This is a genomic window from Cronobacter sp. 153480017-3 (assembly GCF_053627815.1).
Genome location: NZ_JBSEYN010000001.1, coordinates 503,656 through 522,792, shown reverse-complemented (window position 1 = coordinate 522,792; position 19,137 = coordinate 503,656). Strand labels below are relative to the sequence as shown.

The 19,137-nt window shown below is 56.8% G+C and carries 21 protein-coding genes; 11 read left to right on the top strand and 10 right to left on the bottom strand.

Annotated elements, in window-relative coordinates; all coding sequences use genetic code 11:
- Positions 1-5 precede the first annotated feature (5 nt).
- On the bottom strand, positions 6-350 hold the full coding sequence (locus ACUW6V_RS02540) for a RidA family protein (protein ID WP_004384975.1): 345 nt from the start codon (positions 348-350) through the stop codon (positions 6-8).
- A gap of 130 nt (positions 351-480) precedes the next feature.
- On the opposite strand from ACUW6V_RS02540, the gene ACUW6V_RS02535 reads away from it, so the two are divergent.
- The 5 genes from ACUW6V_RS02535 to rnd all read left to right on the top strand — a co-directional run bounded on the left by ACUW6V_RS02535 (position 481) and on the right by rnd (position 6,864).
- Positions 481-2,391, top strand: a complete 1,911-nt coding sequence (locus ACUW6V_RS02535; RefSeq protein ID WP_454037956.1) for an ATP-dependent DNA helicase — start codon at positions 481-483, stop codon at positions 2,389-2,391.
- A 69-nt stretch (positions 2,392-2,460) separates the two neighbouring features.
- Complete coding sequence (gene tsaB, locus ACUW6V_RS02530) at positions 2,461-3,156, top strand: tRNA (adenosine(37)-N6)-threonylcarbamoyltransferase complex dimerization subunit type 1 TsaB (RefSeq protein ID WP_171964498.1); 696 nt, start codon at positions 2,461-2,463, stop codon at positions 3,154-3,156.
- A gap of 40 nt (positions 3,157-3,196) precedes the next feature.
- Entirely contained in the window at positions 3,197-3,781 is a 585-nt protein-coding gene (locus ACUW6V_RS02525) for a Slp family lipoprotein (protein ID WP_069681966.1), read from the top strand.
- Between the two features lie 205 nt (positions 3,782-3,986).
- Positions 3,987-5,672 (top strand): long-chain-fatty-acid--CoA ligase FadD, encoded by a 1,686-nt coding sequence (gene fadD, locus ACUW6V_RS02520; RefSeq protein ID WP_142969014.1) that lies wholly within the window; start codon positions 3,987-3,989, stop codon positions 5,670-5,672.
- Positions 5,673-5,754: 82 nt separating this feature from the next.
- Positions 5,755-6,864 carry a ribonuclease D gene (rnd, locus tag ACUW6V_RS02515; protein WP_171964665.1) on the top strand — a complete coding sequence of 370 codons (1,110 nt, stop codon included), beginning with the start codon at positions 5,755-5,757 and terminating at the stop codon, positions 6,862-6,864.
- Between the two features lie 103 nt (positions 6,865-6,967).
- Here rnd and minE read toward each other — a convergent pair whose 3' ends face one another.
- From minE to minC, 3 genes are read right to left on the bottom strand one after another with little or no spacing between them, the layout of a single operon-like run.
- A complete protein-coding gene (gene minE / locus ACUW6V_RS02510; protein ID WP_004384978.1) occupies positions 6,968-7,234 on the bottom strand; it encodes a cell division topological specificity factor MinE in 267 nt (88 codons plus the stop codon).
- 3 nt (positions 7,235-7,237) lie between these two features.
- Positions 7,238-8,050: a septum site-determining protein MinD gene (minD, locus tag ACUW6V_RS02505; protein WP_004384979.1), complete on the bottom strand. Its 813-nt coding sequence runs from the start codon at positions 8,048-8,050 to the stop codon at positions 7,238-7,240.
- A 24-nt stretch (positions 8,051-8,074) separates the two neighbouring features.
- The gene (minC, locus tag ACUW6V_RS02500; protein ID WP_454037955.1) at positions 8,075-8,767 is read right to left on the bottom strand and encodes a septum site-determining protein MinC; all 693 of its coding nucleotides are present in this window, start codon (positions 8,765-8,767) and stop codon (positions 8,075-8,077) included.
- Positions 8,768-8,892: 125 nt separating this feature from the next.
- Between minC and ACUW6V_RS02495 the strand changes: the two genes are divergently transcribed.
- From ACUW6V_RS02495 to ACUW6V_RS02485, 3 genes are all read left to right on the top strand, one after another.
- Positions 8,893-9,168, top strand: a complete 276-nt coding sequence (locus ACUW6V_RS02495) for a YcgL domain-containing protein (protein ID WP_004384981.1) — start codon at positions 8,893-8,895, stop codon at positions 9,166-9,168.
- A 116-nt stretch (positions 9,169-9,284) separates the two neighbouring features.
- The gene (locus tag ACUW6V_RS02490) at positions 9,285-9,944 is read left to right on the top strand and encodes a fumarylacetoacetate hydrolase family protein (RefSeq protein ID WP_007888075.1); all 660 of its coding nucleotides are present in this window, start codon (positions 9,285-9,287) and stop codon (positions 9,942-9,944) included.
- Between the two features lie 88 nt (positions 9,945-10,032).
- On the top strand, positions 10,033-10,479 hold the full coding sequence (locus tag ACUW6V_RS02485) for a YcgN family cysteine cluster protein (protein ID WP_007868487.1): 447 nt from the start codon (positions 10,033-10,035) through the stop codon (positions 10,477-10,479).
- Positions 10,480-10,665: 186 nt separating this feature from the next.
- On the opposite strand, the gene yncL is transcribed toward ACUW6V_RS02485, so the two are convergent.
- From yncL to nhaB, 5 genes are all read right to left on the bottom strand, one after another.
- On the bottom strand, positions 10,666-10,758 hold the full coding sequence (gene yncL, locus ACUW6V_RS02480; protein WP_071601485.1) for a stress response membrane protein YncL: 93 nt from the start codon (positions 10,756-10,758) through the stop codon (positions 10,666-10,668).
- Positions 10,759-10,922: 164 nt separating this feature from the next.
- Positions 10,923-11,153: a hypothetical protein gene (locus tag ACUW6V_RS02475; protein ID WP_007888078.1), complete on the bottom strand. Its 231-nt coding sequence runs from the start codon at positions 11,151-11,153 to the stop codon at positions 10,923-10,925.
- A gap of 223 nt (positions 11,154-11,376) precedes the next feature.
- A complete protein-coding gene (locus ACUW6V_RS02470; protein ID WP_085959387.1) occupies positions 11,377-11,466 on the bottom strand; it encodes a hypothetical protein in 90 nt (29 codons plus the stop codon).
- Positions 11,467-11,618: 152 nt separating this feature from the next.
- Positions 11,619-12,152 (bottom strand): disulfide bond formation protein DsbB, encoded by a 534-nt coding sequence (gene dsbB, locus ACUW6V_RS02465; protein WP_454037954.1) that lies wholly within the window; start codon positions 12,150-12,152, stop codon positions 11,619-11,621.
- A 136-nt stretch (positions 12,153-12,288) separates the two neighbouring features.
- Positions 12,289-13,851: a sodium/proton antiporter NhaB gene (gene nhaB / locus ACUW6V_RS02460; RefSeq protein ID WP_454037953.1), complete on the bottom strand. Its 1,563-nt coding sequence runs from the start codon at positions 13,849-13,851 to the stop codon at positions 12,289-12,291.
- A gap of 211 nt (positions 13,852-14,062) precedes the next feature.
- Between nhaB and fadR the strand changes: the two genes are divergently transcribed.
- Positions 14,063-14,782, top strand: coding sequence for a fatty acid metabolism transcriptional regulator FadR (gene fadR, locus ACUW6V_RS02455; protein ID WP_012124511.1), 720 nt, complete (start codon positions 14,063-14,065; stop codon positions 14,780-14,782).
- Between the two features lie 60 nt (positions 14,783-14,842).
- On the opposite strand, the gene ACUW6V_RS02450 is transcribed toward fadR, so the two are convergent.
- Entirely contained in the window at positions 14,843-16,378 is a 1,536-nt protein-coding gene (locus ACUW6V_RS02450) for a SpoVR family protein (protein ID WP_004384988.1), read from the bottom strand.
- A gap of 323 nt (positions 16,379-16,701) precedes the next feature.
- Between ACUW6V_RS02450 and ACUW6V_RS02445 the strand changes: the two genes are divergently transcribed.
- Positions 16,702-18,000 carry a D-amino acid dehydrogenase gene (locus tag ACUW6V_RS02445; RefSeq protein WP_105627767.1) on the top strand — a complete coding sequence of 433 codons (1,299 nt, stop codon included), beginning with the start codon at positions 16,702-16,704 and terminating at the stop codon, positions 17,998-18,000.
- 12 nt (positions 18,001-18,012) lie between these two features.
- A complete protein-coding gene (dadX, locus tag ACUW6V_RS02440) occupies positions 18,013-19,083 on the top strand; it encodes a catabolic alanine racemase DadX (protein ID WP_454037952.1) in 1,071 nt (356 codons plus the stop codon).
- Positions 19,084-19,137: the final 54 nt, after the last annotated feature.

Here is a 19,137-nt window from a genome sequence, read left to right as displayed (position 1 = left end):
GGGGCTCAAACTGCGGCGATAATTTTGATTTCTACTTTATAGCGCGGGTTCATCAGGCGGGCCTGCACGGTGCAGCGTACCGGTGCGGAGCCTGCCACCACCCACTCATCCCAGGCTTTATTCATCAGCGCGAAGTCGTCGCCGTCGGCCAGAAAGATGGTGGCGTCGAGAATACGGGATTTATCGCTGCCCTGCGCGGTTAACAGCGTGTCGATTTGCGCCAGTGTATTGGCGGTTTGTTCGTAAGCGTCGCCGTCGAGATTTTCCGGCACGCCGGTGTAGTAAATCGTCTGGTTGTGAATCACCGCGTCAGACCAACGATCTGCGGGATCGATACGCACGATTGTCATCGCTTTTTCCTTTTCCTGTTCTGTTTAGCAGGGTGCAAGCCTGCCATAAAGCGCGAGCGCCGTCATCTGTTCGGCTGGCGTAAGCGTGGCCGCCCTGACATAATCACTGGCAATTTAACCAGGGGGCAGTGTGACAGACGATTTTGCAGCAGATGGCCAACTGGCCAACGCGATTCCCGGCTTTAAACCGCGCGAGCCGCAGCGTCAGATGGCGCAGGCGGTCAGCGCCGCCATTGAGGCCGCGACGCCGCTGGTGGTCGAGGCGGGTACCGGGACCGGGAAAACTTATGCTTATCTGGCGCCCGCGCTGCGTGCCGGTAAGAAAGTGATTATTTCCACCGGTTCGAAAGCGCTGCAGGATCAGCTCTACAGCCGCGATCTGCCGACCGTCGCCAAAGCGCTGGAATTCAAAGGCCGTCTGGCGCTCTTAAAAGGGCGCTCGAACTATTTATGCCTGGAGCGCCTGGAGCAACAGGCGCTGGCGGGCGGCGATCTGCCGGTTCAAACCTTAAGCGACGTTATCCAGCTGCGCGGCTGGGCCAACGAAACCGTCGATGGCGATATCAGCACCTGCGGGCGCGTGGCGGAAGACGCCCCCGTCTGGCCGCTTGTCACCAGCACCAACGATAACTGCCTTGGCACCGACTGCCCGCTCTACAAAGACTGCTTTGTGGTGAAAGCGCGCAAAAAGGCGATGGAAGCCGATGTGGTGGTGGTGAACCATCACCTGTTTCTCGCCGATATGGTGGTCAAAGAGAGCGGCTTTGCGGAGCTTATCCCGGAGGCAGAGGTGATTGTTTTCGACGAAGCCCATCAGCTTCCCGATATCGCCAGCCAGTATTTCGGCCAGTCGCTCTCCAGCCGCCAGCTGCTTGACCTCGCAAGAGACATTATCATCGCCTATCGCACCGAGGTGAAAGATACCCAGCAGCTACAAAAGTGCGCCGACCGGCTGGCGCAAAGCACCCAGGATTTCAGGCTGCAGTTGGGCGACCCTGGCTTTCGCGGCAACCTGCGCGAACTGTTGGCGGACGCCTCCATCAGCCGCGCGTTGCTGCTGCTCGATGACGCGCTGGAGCTCTGCTACGACGTGGCGAAGCTGTCGCTTGGCCGCTCGGCGCTGCTGGACGCCGCTTTTGAGCGCGCCACGCTCTATCGCGCGCGTCTCAAACGCTTAAAAGAGATTAACCAGCCAGGCTACAGCTACTGGTATGAGTGCAACTCGCGCCACTTTACGCTGGCGCTCACGCCGCTGACCGTCGCGGATAAATTCCAGGACGTGATCGCCGAAAAGGGCGGCAGCTGGATTTTCACCTCCGCCACGCTCTCGGTAAATGACGATCTTCATCACTTCACGGAGCGGCTCGGCATTCACGAGGCAAAAACTCTGCTGCTGCCCAGTCCGTTCGACTATGCCCGCCAGGCGCTGCTCTGCGTGCCGCGAGGTCTGCCGCAGACTAACCAGCCGCAGGCCGGGAAAGCGCTGGCGCGGATGTTACAACCGCTGATTGAGGCTAACCAGGGCCGCTGTTTTATGCTTTGCACATCACACGCCATGATGCGTGAGCTGGCCGAGCAATTCCGCGCCACAATGACGCTGCCGGTGCTTTTGCAGGGTGAAACCAGTAAAAGCCAGCTGCTGGAGCAGTTTATCAGCGCGGGTAACGCGCTGCTGGTAGCGACAAGCAGCTTCTGGGAAGGGGTGGACGTTCGCGGCGACGCGCTGTCGCTGGTGATTATCGACAAACTGCCGTTCACCTCGCCGGACGATCCGCTGCTGAAAGCGCGGATGGAAGATTGTCGCCTGCGCGGCGGCGATCCGTTTGATGAAGTCCAGCTGCCGGAGGCGGTCATCACGCTCAAGCAGGGCGTCGGGCGGCTTATCCGCGACGTCGACGACCGCGGCGTGCTGGTGATTTGCGACAACCGCCTGGTAATGCGTCCCTACGGCGCGGTCTTTCTGAAAAGCCTGCCGCCGACGCCGCGCACCCGCGATATCGGCGAGGCGGCGCGCTTTCTCACCGACGCGGCGCGGCAGTAATTTGCGCCAGACTGTGATAAGATGCGCCCCTTTTTGAACCACCACGACGCGTAAGAGTGTTATAGATCCATGCGAATTCTGGCTATTGATACCGCCACTGAGGCCTGTTCCGTCGCCTTGTGGGACAACGGTAAAACGTCCGCCCTTTTTGAACTCTGCCCGCGCGAGCACACCCAGCGTATTCTGCCGATGGTCAGTGAGATCCTCACCGAAAGCGGCGTTGCGCTGTCGGCGATGGACGCGCTGGCCTTTGGCCGCGGGCCGGGAAGCTTTACCGGCGTGCGAATCGGCATCGGCATCGCGCAGGGGCTGGCGCTTGGCGCAGAACTGCCGATGGTCGGCGTGTCGACGCTAATGACGATGGCGCAGGGCGCATGGCGCGTCAGCGGCGCGACCCGCGTGCTGGCGGCGATCGACGCCCGCATGGGCGAAGTCTACTGGGCCGAGTACCAGCGCGATGAGCAGGGCGTCTGGCACGGCGAAGAGACTGAAGCGGTACTCAAGCCCGACGCCGTCACGGAGCGCCTGAAGGCGCTTGACGGCGAGTGGGCGACGGTCGGCACCGGCTGGCAGGCGTGGCCGGATATGGCGAACGGCAGCGGGCTTACGCTCACCGACGGGCAGATGACGCTGCCGGCGGCGGAAGATATGTTGCCGTTAGCGTGCCGGTTGTTCGAACAACAGCGCGTTGTTGCGGTCGAACATGCAGAACCGGTCTATCTGCGCAACGAAGTGGCGTGGAAAAAACTGCCAGGCCGGGAATAACATCCCGACGCAAACCGCGGGCGGGTTTAAGGAGTCGCTTATGGTGGGTCAACAATCAATGGTGCGCAGTGGGCTTCTGGCGCTGAGCGTTTTGCTGCTTAGCGGGTGCGTCAGCATTCCCGACGCGATTAAAGGCACCAGCCCGACGCCGCAGCAGGATCTAGTGCGCGTAATGAACGCGCCGGAGCTCTACATCGGCCAGGAGGCGCGCTTCGGCGGGCGAGTGGTCAATGTCGATAACGAGAAGGGCAAAACCCGCCTTGAGATAGCCACGCTGCCGCTCGACAGCGCGGCGCGGCCGCTGCTCGGCCAGCCGTCGCGCGGACGCATCTTTGCCGACGTTGGCGGCTTTCTCGACCCGGTGGACTTCCGCAATCAGCTCGTGACGGTGGTTGGCCCTATCACCGGCACGGCAGAAGGGAAAATCGGTGCGAGCCCGTACAAATTCATGGTAATGCAGGTGAACGGCTTCAAGCGCTGGCGCGTGACGCAGCAGGTGGTGATGCCGCCACAGCCTATCGATCCGTGGATGTGGGGACCGCGCCCCGGCTGGGGATATGGCTATGGCCCGTGGGGCTGGTATAATCCCGGCCCGGCTCAGGTTCAGACCGTAGTAACCGAGTAATTCATTGATTTAGTGAATAAAATAAACAGCGGCCCGTCCGCTGTTTATTTGTTTTATCGGTATAACAAAAATAATTAGTGACGCGCTTCGCAACCTTAAATCAGGCGAATTAATAAACTGGTACAATGAGTTAATATTATGTTAATGCCGTGTTTATTGTTTTGGGGTTGTGATGACGACGAATAATACATTCAGAGGTGACGCATTGAAGAAGGTTTGGCTTAACCGTTATCCGGCGGATGTTCCGGCGGAGATAAACCCGGACCGTTATCACTCCCTGGTGGATCTGTTTGAGCAATCCTGCACACGCTACGCGGATCAGCCCGCCTTCACCAACATGGGTGAGGTGATGACCTTCCGCAAGCTGGAAGAGCGCAGCCGCGCCTTCGCCGCCTGGCTGCAACAGGGCCTGGGCCTGCAAAAAGGCGATCGCGTGGCGCTGATGATGCCAAATCTCCTGCAATATCCGGTGGCGCTGTTCGGCATTCTGCGCGCCGGAATGATCGTCGTGAACGTCAACCCGCTCTACACGCCGCGCGAGCTGGAGCATCAGCTGAACGACAGCGGTGCCAGCGCCATCGTCATCGTTTCTAACTTTGCCCACACGCTGGAAAAAGTGGTCGATAAGACCCAGGTGAAACACGTCATTTTGACCCGCATGGGCGATCAGCTCTCCACCGCCAAAGGCACCCTGGTGAATTTTGTGGTGAAGTACGTGAAACGCCTGGTGCCGAAGTATCACCTGCCGGACGCTATTTCGTTTCGCAGCGCGCTGCATAACGGCTACCGCATGCAGTACATCAAGCCGGAAGTGACGCCAGACGATCTCGCTTTCCTGCAATATACCGGCGGTACTACGGGCGTGGCGAAAGGTGCGATGCTGACCCATCGCAACATGCTTGCTAACCTCGAACAAGTGCTCGGCACGTACGGCCCGCTGCTGCATCGCGGCAAAGAGCTGGTGATCACCGCGCTGCCGCTGTATCACATTTTCGCGCTCACCATGAACTGTCTGCTGTTTATTGAACTCGGCGGGCAGAACGTGCTGATTACCAACCCGCGCGATATTCCGGGGCTGGTCAAAGAGCTTGGCAAATATCCATTTACCGCGATGACCGGCGTGAACACGCTGTTTAACGCGCTGCTGAATAACAAAGATTTCCATAAGCTCGATTTCTCCTCGCTTCACCTCTCGGCGGGCGGCGGGATGCCGGTGCATCAGGCGGTCGCGGAGCGCTGGGAAAAACTCACCGGTCAGTTCCTGCTGGAAGGCTATGGGCTTACCGAATGCTCGCCGCTGGTGAGCGTTAACCCGCACGATATCGACTACCACAGCGGCAGCATTGGCCTGCCGGTGCCGTCCACCGAAGTCAAACTGATTGACGACGGAGGCAATGAAGTGGCAGCCGGTGAGCCTGGCGAGCTGTGCATTAAAGGCCCGCAGGTGATGCTGGGCTACTGGCAGCGTCCGGACGCCACCGATGAGATCCTTCAGGACGGCTGGCTGCGCACCGGTGATATCGCGGTGATGGACGAAGAGGGTTTCCTGCGTATCGTCGATCGCAAAAAAGATATGATTCTGGTCTCCGGTTTTAACGTCTATCCGAATGAAATTGAAGATGTGGTAATGCAGCACAGTGGCGTGCAGGAAGTCGCGGCGGTGGGCATCCCGTCGGAAGCCAGCGGCGAACTGGTGAAAATCTTCGTGGTGAAGAAAGAAGCGTCGCTTACGGAAGAAGCGCTGATCACCTTCTGTCGCCGTCACCTGACGGGCTATAAAGTGCCGAAGCAGGTTGAATTTCGCACCGAGCTGCCAAAATCCAACGTCGGGAAAATTTTACGACGAGAACTACGTGACGAAGCGCGCCGGGCGGGCGACAATACCGCCTGAGCTGCAATCACGTCGCCCTGACGCCGGTTCTACCGGCGTTTTTTATGGGCGCAGACAAAGAGAGAGCGATTTGAATTACCAGATGATTACCACCAATGACGCGCTGGCGACGCTGTGCGAGACCGCACGCACGCAGCGCGCCCTGGCGCTGGACACCGAATTTGTCCGTACCCGTACTTACTACCCACAGCTGGGGCTTATCCAGCTGTATGACGGCGAAAACGTCGCGCTTATCGATCCGCTGACCATCACCGACTGGGCGCCGTTTCAGGCGCTGTTGCAGGATCAAAACGTTACCAAGTTTCTCCACGCGGGCAGCGAAGATCTGGAAGTGTTCCAGAACGCGTTCGGCATGATGCCCGATCCGTTTATCGACACTCAGGTGCTGGCTTCGTTCGTTGGTCATCCGCTCTCCTGCGGTTTTGCTACGCTTGTGGAACATCACACCGGCGTGGTGCTGGATAAAAGCGAGTCGCGCACCGACTGGCTGGCGCGTCCGCTGACCGAGCGCCAGTGCGATTACGCGGCGGCGGATGTCTGGTATCTGCTGCCGATCGCCCACAAACTGATGGAACAGGTGCGCGAAGCCGGCTGGCTGACCGCCGCCATCAACGAATGCCGCTTGATGACCCAGCGCCGCGGCGAGGTGCTCGATCCTGATGAAGCCTGGCGTGAAATCACCAACGCCTGGCAACTGCGTCCGCGTCAGCTTGCGTGCCTGAAACTGCTGGCGGGCTGGCGTCTGCGCAAAGCGCGCGAGCGCGATATGGCGGTGAATTTCGTGGTGCGTGAAGAAAACCTCTGGAAAGTGGCGCGCCATATGCCAGGCTCGCTTGGCGAGCTTGACGGCATGGGGCTTTCCGGCAGTGAAATCCGCTTCCACGGCAAGACGCTGCTGGCGCTGGTCGCGCAGGCGCAGGCGCTGCCGGAAGAGGCGCTGCCGGAGCCGCTCTCGAATCTGGTCGACATGCCGGGCTATCGCAAAGTATTTAAAGAGATCAAAGCGCTGGTGCAGGCGACGAGCGAGGCGCACAAGATCAGCGCCGAGCTGATGGCCTCACGCCGCCAGATTAACCAGCTACTGAACTGGCACTGGAAGCTGAAACCGCAGAATCAGCTGCCGGAATTAACCAGCGGCTGGCGCGGCGAGCTATTAAATGAATCATTAAAAACGCTGCTGGAAAATTATTAACGGCGTGACCTGTAATTATTTACAGGAAATGTGAAGTTTACTGAAAATATATACAGTGAATTGACTGAAAAAATACCCCGGCATGCCGGGGTATTTTTTAGTGTTATTTTGTCTCTTCCGCTTCCGGTAAGGTGACATTAAGTTCGAGAATCGAAATATCGTCGCCTTTTTGTTCCAGCTGAACGGTGACCATTTCCGGATCAATCTGAACGTATTTGCAAATCACTTCCAGAATATCCCGCTTCAGCTGCGGTAAATAATGCGGTTCAGCATCGCTACGACGACGCTCAGCAACAATAATTTGTAAGCGCTCTTTGGCGATACTGGCGGTGTTCTTTTTTCTGGAGAGAAAAAAGTCGAGTAATGCCATAACTTATCCTCCGAACAGGCGTTTGAGGAAACCTTTCTTCTCTTCTTCAATGAAGCGGAAAGGACGTTCTTCTCCCATCAGGCGATCAACGGTATCGGCGTAGGCTTTGCCTGCGTCGGATGTGGCGTCAAGAATGACCGGCTCGCCCTGGTTGGAGGCGCGAAGCACAGACTGATCTTCCGGGATGACGCCCACCAGAGGAATACGCAGGATCTCCAGCACATCTTCCATGCTGAGCATATCGCCTTTGCTGACGCGGCCCGGGTTGTAGCGGGTCAGCAGCAGGTGCTCTTTAATCGGCTCTTCGCCATTTTCGGCGCGGCGCGATTTGGAAGAGAGGATGCCCAGGATACGGTCGGAGTCGCGCACGGAGGAGACTTCCGGGTTAGTGGTAATGATGGCTTCGTCAGCAAAATAGAGTGCCATCAGCGCACCGGTTTCGATACCGGCAGGGGAGTCACAGACAATGAAGTCGAACTCCATCTTTTTCAGCTCATCCAGCACCTTTTCCACGCCTTCGCGGGTCAGCGCGTCTTTGTCGCGGGTCTGCGAGGCAGGCAGGATATAGAGGCTTTCGGTGCGTTTATCGCGGATAAGCGCCTGATTCAGCGTGGCATCGCCCTGAATCACGTTCACAAAATCGTATACGACACGGCGTTCACAACCCATGATGAGATCAAGGTTACGCAGGCCGATATCAAAATCGATAACTACGGTCTTCTTTCCCTTCTGGGCCAGACCCGTAGCGATGGCCGCGCTGGAGGTGGTTTTGCCAACGCCCCCTTTACCTGATGTAACTACAATAATGCGTGCCATAAAGGAATTCCTTGTTAAAAGGGCTTAATTTAATGGTTGAACCGTCAGCGCGCCGTCGGCCAGTCGCAGGCGTGCCGCTTTGTTGTAAAACTCGGCCGGGATTTGATCGCTCAGCCAGTAAACCCCGGCGATGGAAACCAGCTCCGCCGCGAGATTCGTTGAAAATATTTGTGCTTCTTTATCGCCGCCGGCACCGGCGAGGGCGCGCCCGCGCATGGTGCCGTAGACGTGAATATTGCCATCGGCGATAAGCTCCGCGCCCGCGCTGACGTGACTTGTGACCACCAGATCAGCACCCGGCGCGTAGATCCGCTGGCCGGAACGCACCGGCAGATCGATTAACCGGGTACGCAGCGCCGCCGCTGGCGGCGCGGACGTTTCAGCAGGCTTTGCAGCGCGTGGTGCGCTGGATTTTCCCTCAGTGAGCAGCGCCAGTCCCGCACGCGAAATTTCCGCTTTCAGCGCGTCATCCTGACAGCCGCTGATGCCGACCAGATGCAGTCCGCTGTCGATAAACGTCTGGTGCAGTTGCTGCCAGTTTATCGACCCATCAAGTCCCGCAACATTCACAACCACTGGCGCATTTTTGAGAAAGGCCGGCGCCTGAGCAATTTTTTCTTCAAGCGCCTTGCGAATAACCTCAGGGTGAGCATCATGCAAATGAACCACTGATAAAGTGAAACTACTGCCTTTTAGCTCGATGGGCGTGTTTGACATCCTGGCCTTACTCAATTCAGTTTAAATCCCCACCGCAGTGGGATGATATTCCGAAGCACATCAGGCATGTTATAGTCAGCCTTATATTCAGGCAAGTAACCATCTGGCTAAATTAGAGTAAAAACATGTTTTGTGTGATCTATCGAAGCGCGCGTCGCGAACAAACTTATCTTTATGTTGAAAAAAAAGACGATTTTTCGCGAGTGCCGGAAGAATTGCTGGCCGGTTTCGGGCAGCCAATTATGACCATGATGCTGCCGCTGGATGGTCGTAAAAAATTAGCCAACGCCGATCTCGAAAAAGTGAAACAGGCGCTTAAAGACCAGGGCTATTATTTACAGCTCCCCCCGCCGCCGGAAAATTTGCTTAAACAGCATCTCGAATCGATCGGTAAAAAATAGTCCTGCGCGCCGTTTTTATACGGCGCTTTTTTTGCGCCAATGCGCGCGGTTTGACTTTTCGCACTGGCGGGGCAAATAGTTACGTACTGTCTTATCATCGAACACAGAGGGACGCTATGTACCAACATCATCACTGGCAGGGCGCGCTGCTTGATTATCCGGTCAGCAAAGTGGTTTGTGTGGGCAGTAACTACGCAAAGCATATTCAGGAGATGGGCAGCGCTACGCCGGAAGAGCCGGTGCTTTTTATTAAGCCGGAAACTGCGTTGTGCGATCTGCGCCAGCCGCTTGTGCTGCCGCAGGGGCTCGGCTCGGTGCATCATGAAGTGGAGCTGGCGGTGCTGATTGGCGCAACGCTGCGTCAGGCGAGTGAAGAGCATGTCGCCAAAGCGATCGCCGGTTATGGCGTCGCGCTCGATCTGACGCTTCGCGATATCCAGGGCAAAATGAAAAAGGCCGGACAGCCGTGGGAGAAGGCGAAAGCGTTTGATAATTCATGCCCAATCTCCGGGTTTATCCCGGCAGGGGAGTTTACCGGCGATCCGCAAAACACGCCGCTCAGCCTGCGCGTGAACGGCGAGGTACGCCAGAGCGGCAATACCGCCGATATGATCCATAAGATCGTGCCGCTTATCGCCTACATGAGCCGTTTCTTCACGCTACGCGCAGGCGATGTGATCCTGACCGGCACGCCGGAGGGCGTCGGTCCGCTTAACAGCGGCGACGCGCTTGACATTACCTTCGACAACCACTCGCTCTCGACGCGCGTTCTGTAAAGATGCCGCCCACAGGGCGGCAAAACTTGCATCCTGGCGTCAGAGTGTTTATAAGGTGCAGCTTAATTTTTGATGCGCGGACACCGTTATGACCGAAACGCCTTTCTGGCAGCGTAAAACACTGGATGAGATGAGCGACGCCGAGTGGGAATCGCTCTGCGACGGGTGCGGTCAGTGCTGCCTGCATAAGCTGATGGATGAAGACACCGACGAAATCTATTTCACCAACGTCGCCTGCCGTCAGCTTAATATCAAAACCTGTCAGTGCCGCAACTATGAACGGCGCTTCGAGTATGAGCCGGACTGTATCAAGCTGACCCGTGAAAACCTGCCTACGTTTGAGTGGCTGCCGCCGACCTGCGCGTATCGGCTGCTGGCCGAAGGGAAAAACCTGCCGCTGTGGCATCCGCTGCGCACCGGCTCAAAAGCCGCGATGCACGCCGAGCGTATTTCGGTGCGTCATATTGCCGTTAAAGAATCCGAAGTGCGCGACTGGCAAGACCATATTTTAAACAAACCGGACTGGGCAGAATAAACGCATATTCTTTTTTCGAAGACCTTGAACCGTGCATCTGCTAATTAAAGAAATATAAAAAGCCGCTAACGAAGAGCGGCTTTTTTTTATCCGGAAGGTAAGCGTTGCGGTTTTTCTCACCCGTCATAGCGGGAAGAACATCGCGTGGCAAGAGGGTTTGCTGTCGGCCCCGAGACGCAGGGCGGCTCAGATCCAGCCAAACCTGACGGATAAGGAAAGGAGTAGACCAGCAAAGGCGAACAGGTTAAGTAAAACCGCAGTTCTGCTTGAAATCTCCATACAATACTCCGGGCTTCTTGTTTACGACACAGGGAGTATAGCTACTGTTTATTCCGGTGCATCTGTAATTTTAAAAAATCAGACTTTTCGCTTAGTGCGATCTGAGATATTTCTTAAGCAAGTCTGAATAATTGCATTTTCATTAATTAAAGCGTAATGACGGCTTATTCTGGTTCGCAGAATTGCGCGAGGAACTGATGCAGCGTAGCGTGCTCATCAGTAGTGAGGGATAAAAAACGAGCAACCTGTTCTTCAAGATGGCTGCAGGGTTGCGCGATGATGGTTATCAGATTTTCATTATCCGAAAGTCGGATAATCGATACGCCGCGCAGCGTACCGGACGCCGTGAGCACGGCTTTAATGCAAATATCGTCACGAAAAATCAGTGGGTTCATAAGGCTGAGAAGGCTTAGCAAAATCATCTGACCACACAAATAGCACATCTCTTGCCTTGATACAATTCACCTTTTTATAGTGATTGAACTGATAGTCTATATCTATTGTAGTGATAATTAAGGCTCTGTTTTTAATCGTAAAGTTAAGTAAAGAGCCTTATTGTCTAATAAACCAGCGATTGTAAAAAATACGATAAAAAAGGCCGCCTCAGCGACCTTCTACTTACTTCTGATTCGGGCTCGGCCTTTTATCGCCAGATTCCGGTGCTTCGTTCGGATCGTCTTTTTCGACGTTAAGTAAATACTTATTCATCACGTCCTCCTGTCGTTAATCAAACACACAATTAAGTATAGGCAGGTGAACTCAGAACAAGCCAGGCGGTAAAGGCAATGCGTATGTTGAGCCAATAAAAACGCCCACCGGCCGGAGCGCGGTGGGCGTGGTGCAGCGCAACTGAGAAGCACTCAGTAGCGGCCGAAAAGATCGCGTTTTTTCGGTTTGAACGCCTGCGCCAGCAGCACCAGCAGGGCAACCACCAGATAAGCGGCGAAAATGCCGATTAACCACTGCGGCATCTCAAGCGTCAGGAAGGACCACTGGCGCTCGGCGCAGTCACCGCTGGCGACAAACACCTGCGGCAGCCATTTATCGAGCGGCAGCCAGGTCGGGAAACGCGCTGCGAAATCGCAGGTCACAAACGGTGAAGGGTGCAACTGGATGTTTGTGTGCTCAATGGCGAGCATCAGGCCTTTCCAGGCGCTGTAAATCCAGATACCCATCGCCACAAAACGTAACGGGGTTTTCGGTGCAATGGCTCCCACCAGCCCTGCGCCCATTACGCCAAACAGCGCGCAACGTTCATAAATACACAACACGCACGGCTTCAGCATCATGACATGCTGGAACCACAGCGCCACCATTTCCAGCGCAAAAGCGGTAAGCGCCAGCAAAAGCCATGCGCCGCGGCCACCCGAACACTGGTTTAAATATCGCAACATAATGATTATCTCTGCAATCTGCGTTGAACCGGCAGTGTAAACGAAAACGGGTTTGACGCCACTAGCCACATCAAAAATAACGCATTAAACCTCTGCCCATAAAAAGAAAATCGGGCTGCGGGAGCCCGATTTGCGATTAATGCAGCAGCGCCGTCGTGGCAGGCGTACTCACCCAGCCGCTTTGCAGTAGCCAGTCGGTGAACGGCACCAGCGTAAACTGTACACAGGCGAGTCCCACCAGCGTCAGTACGATTGTATACGGCAGCGCCATCCAGACCATGCGGCCATAGGAGAGACGGATTAGCGGCGCCAGGGCTGAGGTCAGAAGGAACAGAAACGCCGCCTGGCCGTTTGGCGTGGCGACGGACGGAAGGTTGGTGCCGGTATTGATCGCCACCGCCAGCATCTCAAACTGTTTCGCGTCGATAACCCCCTGTTGGAGCGCGCTTTTCGCTTCGTTGATATACACCGTGCCAACAAACACATTATCGGAGATAGACGACAGCAGGCCGTTGAAGAGATAGAACAGCGACAGTTGGTTATGCGGCGAGGCTTCGAGCACATAAGCGATAATCGGCGCGAAGAGATGCTGGTCGATGATAACGGCCACCACGGCGAAGAACACAGTCAGCAGGGCGGTAAACGGCAGCGCCTCGGTAAACGCTTTGCCGATAGCGTGCTCATCGGTGACGCCGCACAGCGACGAGGCGAGAATAATGACCGAAAGACCAATCAGGCCCACTTCCGCCAGATGCAGCGCCAGCGCCGTAATCAGCCACACGCCGATAAGCCCCTGGGTTATCAGCTTCATGGTGTCCTGACGGGTACGCTTCTGGCGGCTCTTGTCATCGTATTCGCGCAGGATCTTACGTACCGGCTCCGGCAGCGGTTCGCCATAGCCGAACGATTTGGTTTTCTCCACGAGAATGCAGGTGACGATGCCGCAGATAAAGACCGGCACGCTCACGGGCGCGACGCGCAGCAGGAAGTCGCCGAAGCTCCAGCCCGCCGCGTGCGCGATAATCAGGTTTTGCGGTTCGCCGACCATCGTCATCACGCCGCCAAGCGCGGTGCCGACGCCCGCGTGCATCATCAGGCTGCGCAGAAACGCGCGAAAGCGCTCAAGCGTGGCGCGGCGCTCGTCGTCCAGCTGGGCATCATCCACCAGCTCCTGCCCCTCATCACGATTTGACGCGACGCGATGGTAGATACCGTAAAAGCCCACCGCCACGCTGATAACCACAGCGACGACCGTCAGCGCGTCGAGGAATGCGGAAAGAAACGCCGCCGCAAAGCAGAATGCCAGTGAGAGCAGGGTCTTGGAGCGAATGCCCAGCAGCAGGCGGGTGAAAATCAGCAGCAGCAACTGCTTCATAAAGTAAATGCCCGCCACCATGAAAATCAGCAGCAGTACCACGGCGAGGTTATTCGCCACCTCTTCACGCACGTGTTCGGCGCTGGTCATCCCGATAAACAGCGCCTCGACGGCCAGCAACCCACCCGGCAGCAGAGGGTAACACTTCAGCGCCATCGCCAGCGTGAAGATAAACTCAATCACCAGTAGCCAGCCGGCGGTGAAGGGGCTTACCCAGAAAACCAGAGGATTAAGAATCAAAAAGCCAAGTAAACAAAGCTTGTACCAGTCCGGAGATTGTCCTAAAAAGTTACGATACAACGCCCGGCCATATGAAATTTCCATGCCATGATCCTTTACGGTTATTTTTCGTTAACATGTCAGGGTACCCGGCAGTGGTGCGGCAATCAAGCCGCAGGCGCGTATGGCGGGCCGGTGGGGATTGTTAAAAACCGAACCACGATCCCTTTTTTTACATTTCGTCATGCTATCTGCGCCCCGGCGCGTCTGGTATGATGAGTGAATTTTGCATCTCAGGTGTATTGGAAAGCTCATTATGGTGATTAAGGCGCAGAGCCCGGCGGGTTTCGCGGAAGAGTACATTATTGAAAGCATCTGGAATAACCGCTTCCCTCCGGGATCTATTCTGCCTGCTGAACGCGAACTCTCTGAACTGATTGGCGTGACGCGCACCACCCTGCGCGAAGTGTTACAGCGCCTGGCGCGCGACGGCTGGCTGACTATCCAGCACGGTAAGCCAACGAAAGTAAACAACTTCTGGGAAACCTCAGGCCTCAATATTCTCGAAACGCTGGCGCGTCTCGACCACGAAAGCGTCCCGCAACTTATCGACAACCTGCTTTCCGTGCGCACCAACATCGCGACGATTTTTATTCGTACCGCGTTGCGTATGCACCCGGAGCGCGCGCGTGAAGTGCTCGCGACGGCGGATGAAGTGGAAGATCACGCAGACGCTTTCGCGGAGCTCGATTACAACATTTTCCGCGGTCTGGCGTTCGCCTCCGGCAACCCTATCTACGGGCTGATTCTCAACGGCATGAAAGGGCTCTATACCCGCATTGGCCGTCACTATTTCTCCAACCCGGAAGCGCGCAGCCTGGCGCTGGGCTTCTACCATAAGCTCGGCACGCTCTCGCGCGAAGGGCTGCACGATCAGGTCTACGACGTGGTGCGTACTTACGGCCGTGAAAGTGGCGAGATCTGGCACCGGATGCAGAAAAACCTGCCGGGCGATCTGGCGATGCACAGCCGTTAAGGCATGACGCAAACATAAAAAAGGCTTCCTTCGGGAAGCCTTTTTTGTTGAACGCAGGGGTCAGAGCGTATTGATGCGCGGCGGGCAGCGCTCCAGCAGTTCTACGCTGCCGTCTTCGTTCTGCTGCTCCAGCAGCACGTCGAAGCCCCACAGGCGATGCACATGTTTCAGCACTTCGCGGCGGCCTTTGTCGAGCGGCGCGCGATGCTGGGGAATGTAGCGCAGCGTCAGCGCGCGATCGCCGCGCAGGTTAACGTTCCACACCTGAATATTCGGCTCCAGGTTACTGAGATTGTACTGGGCCGACAGCTCATTACGAATCGACCGGTAGCCCTCTTCATTGTGAATCGCCTCAATTTCCAGATAGTTGTTGCGATCGTCATCCAGCACCGTAAAAAAGCGGAAATCGCGCATCACTTTCGGCGACAGGAACTGGCTGATAAAGCTCTCATCTTTGAAGTCGCGCATCGCGAAATGCAGGGTTTCCAGCCAGTCGGAGCCGGCGATATCCGGGAACCAGTGCCGGTCTTCGTCGGTCGGGTTCTGGCAGATACGCTTGATGTCCTGGAACATAGCGAAGCCGAGCGCATACGGGTTAATACCGCTGTACCACTGGCTGTTATAGGGCGGCTGGAATACCACGTTGGTGTGGCTGTGTAAAAATTCCAGCATAAAGCGCTCGGTCACTTTTCCTTCATCATAGAGATGGTTCAGGATGGTGTAGTGCCAGAACGTCGCCCAGCCTTCGTTCATCACCTGCGTCTGTTTCTGCGGGTAAAAATACTGGCTCACCTTCCGCACGATGCGCAGGATCTCGCGCTGCCACGGCTCCAGCAGCGGGGCGTTCTTCTCCATAAAGTAGAGCAGGTTTTCCTGCGGCTCGGCCGGGAAGCGGTGGTGCGCCTCGACGGCTTTCTCCTCTTCACGCCGCGGCAACGTGCGCCACAGCATATTGACCTGGCTTTGCAGATACTCTTCGCGGCTTTTCTGGCGCGCTTTCTCTTCCTGGAGCGAGATCTTCTGCGGGCGTTTATAACGATCCACGCCGTAATTCATCAGCGCGTGGCACGAATCCAGCAGCTTCTCGACTTCATCAACGCCGTAGCGCTCTTCACACTCGGTGATGTAGTGACGGGCGAAAATCAGGTAATCGACAATCGAGCTGGCGTCGGTCCAGCTGCGGAACAGATAATTATTTTTGAAAAACGAGTTGTGGCCGTAACAGGCGTGCGCCATCACCAGCGCCTGCATGGTAATGGTGTTCTCTTCCATCAGATACGCGATACACGGATTGGAGTTAATCACGATTTCATAAGCCAGCCCTTGCTGACCATGCTTATAGAGCCGCTCGGTCTCGATGAATTTCTTACCAAACGACCAGTGCGGGTAGTTAATCGGCATCCCGACGCTGGAGTATGCATCCATCATCTGTTCGGAGGTGATTATCTCAATCTGATGCGGGTAAGTGTCCAGCCGGTAGAGTTTCGCCACGCGATCGATTTCAGCGAGATAGACATCCAGCAGCTCAAATGTCCAGTCCGGCCCGTCGCTCAGACGTTGGGTATCCTTTTTCAGGGAATCAGTTACGGTAGCCATCAGCGCGCCCTCATTGTTAGCGGCTCTCATCCGGGGAGAGCCTTAATTTCAAGCATAGATCACCCCCGACTTATCAGCGCCACGGCAAAAATTTTTTCTGCGCGATTTCCTGAGCCCACCTGTCGGTAAATGACAGGCCTGGCAGCATTTTATTTTGCCGGAAGGGGAAGGGAAGCAGGAGATCCTGAAAGCGCTATCCCTGCTGTGGCGGGGAAAGTTGTGAGTCGGTTCACCATAAAAAAGCCATATGTTGAATAATATTTTCTTCTGGGTTATCAATTTGTAATCAGTTAATTATTCTTTAGCCTGAGAAGGAAGAGGACATGCATGTAGTCGTGCTGGGGAGTGGAGTTGTCGGCGTCGCCAGCGCCTGGTATTTACGCCAGGCGGGGCACGAAGTGACGGTGATCGATCGCGAGCCGGGCCCGGCGCTGGAAACCAGCGCCGCCAACGCCGGCCAGATCTCGCCCGGTTATGCAGCGCCCTGGGCTGCGCCCGGCGTGCCGCTGAAAGCCATCAAGTGGATGTTCCAGCGTCACGCGCCGCTGGCTATCAGCCTTGACGGCACGCACTTTCAGCTTAAGTGGATGTGGCAGATGCTGCGTAACTGCGACACCCGCCACTACATGCAGAATAAAGGCCGTATGGTGCGTCTCGCGGAATACAGCCGCGACTGCTTAAAAGCGCTGCGCGAATCCACCGGTATTCAGTATGAAGGCCGTCAGGGCGGGACGCTGCAACTGTTCCGCACCGAGCAGCAGTATGAAAACGCCTCGCGCGATATCGCGGTGCTGGAAAGCGAAGGCGTGCCGTTCCGCCTGCTGAAAGCCGCTGAACTTGCGCAGGTTGAACCGGCACTGGCTGAAGTAGCGCATAAACTCACCGGCGGGCTGCAGCTGCCGAACGACGAAACCGGCGACTGCCAGCTTTTCACCACGCGCCTCGCGCAGATGGCGGAAGCGGCAGGCGTGGTGTTCCGTTACAACACGCCGGTGGACAGACTGCTCTCGGAAGGCCAGCGCATTTACGGCGTGAAGTGCGGCGATGAAGTCATCAAAGCCGATGGCTATGTGATGGCGTTCGGATCCTATTCCACCGCTATGCTCAAAGGCATCGTGGATATTCCGGTCTACCCGCTGAAGGGCTATTCGCTCACCATTCCGATTGCCGATGAAAGCGGCGCGCCGGTCTCCACTGTGCTCGATGAAACCTACAAAATCGCCATTACGCGCTTTGATAACCGCATCCGCGTTGGCGGTATGGCCGAGATTGTCGGCTTTAATACCGAGCTTTTGAAACCGCGTCAGGAGACGCTGGAAATGGTCGTGCGCGATCTCTACCCGCGCGGCGGCCATATCGAACAGGCGAAATTCTGGACCGGCCTGCGCCCGATGACGCCGGACGGCACGCCGGTGGTCGGGCGCACCGAATTTAAAAACCTGTGGCTCAATACCGGCCACGGTACGCTCGGCTGGACGATGGCCTGCGGCTCCGGCCAGCTTCTGAGCGATATTATCTCCGGCCGCACGCCTGCGATCCCGTTTGAAGATCTGTCGGTCGCTCGTTACGCGCCAGGCTTTACGCCGTCGTCCTCCCACCGCCTGCACGGCGCGCACCCCTGATAAGGAACCCGCATGTCTCGTCCGATACAGGCGAGCCTGGATTTGCAGGCTCTGCGTCACAACCTGGAGGTAGTGCGCCGCGCGGCACCCCGGTCGCGTGTCTGGTCAGTGGTCAAGGCGAACGCCTACGGCCACGGGCTTGACCGCGTCTGGTCGGCGCTCGGTGCCACCGACGGGTTTGCCATGCTCAATCTGGAAGAGGCCATTCTGCTGCGCGAGCGCGGCTGGAAAGGCCCGATCCTGATGCTGGAAGGTTTTTTCCACGCCGATGAGCTGCCGCTGTTTGATAAATACCGGCTCACCACCAGCGTGCACAGCAACTGGCAGTTAAAGGCGCTGGCGGAGGCGAAGCTGAACGCGCCGCTGGATGTTTATCTCAAAATCAACAGCGGCATGAACCGTCTCGGTTTTGTACCGGAGCGGGTGCACACCATCTGGCAGCAGCTGAAAGCGATTGCCAATGTGGGGCAGATAACGCTGATGGCGCACTTCGCCGATGCCGACCACCCGGACGGTATCGATGCGGCGATGGTGCGCATTGAGCAGGCGGCGGAAGGCATCGACGCGCCGCGTTCGCTCGCGAACTCCGCCGCCGCGCTCTGGCACCCGCAGGCGCACTTTGACTGGGTTCGTCCTGGCATCGTGCTCTACGGCGCGTCGCCGAGCGGGCAGTGGCGCGATATCGCCACCAGCGGCCTGCAGCCGGTGATGACGCTGAAAAGCGAAATTATCGGCGTGCAGACGCTCAAACCGGGCGATACCGTGGGTTACGGCAGCCGTTACCGCGCCGCTCGCGAACAGCGTATCGGCATTGTAGCGGGCGGTTACGCTGACGGGTATCCGCGTCATGCGCCGGACGGCACGCCAGTGCTGGTGGATGGCGTGCGTACCGGCATTGTCGGTACTGTCTCGATGGATATGCTGGCAGTCGATCTCACGCCTTGCCCGCAGGCAGGCATCGGCAGCCCGGTGGAGCTGTGGGGCAACGAGATTAAAATTGACGATGTCGCCGCGGCCTGCGGCACTATCGGCTATGAGCTGATGTGCGCGCTGGCGCCGCGCGTGCCGGTCAGCACGCGCTAAACGCGTCATACCGGCGATAAAAAAGGGAAACCCGCGGGTTTCCCTTTTTCTTTT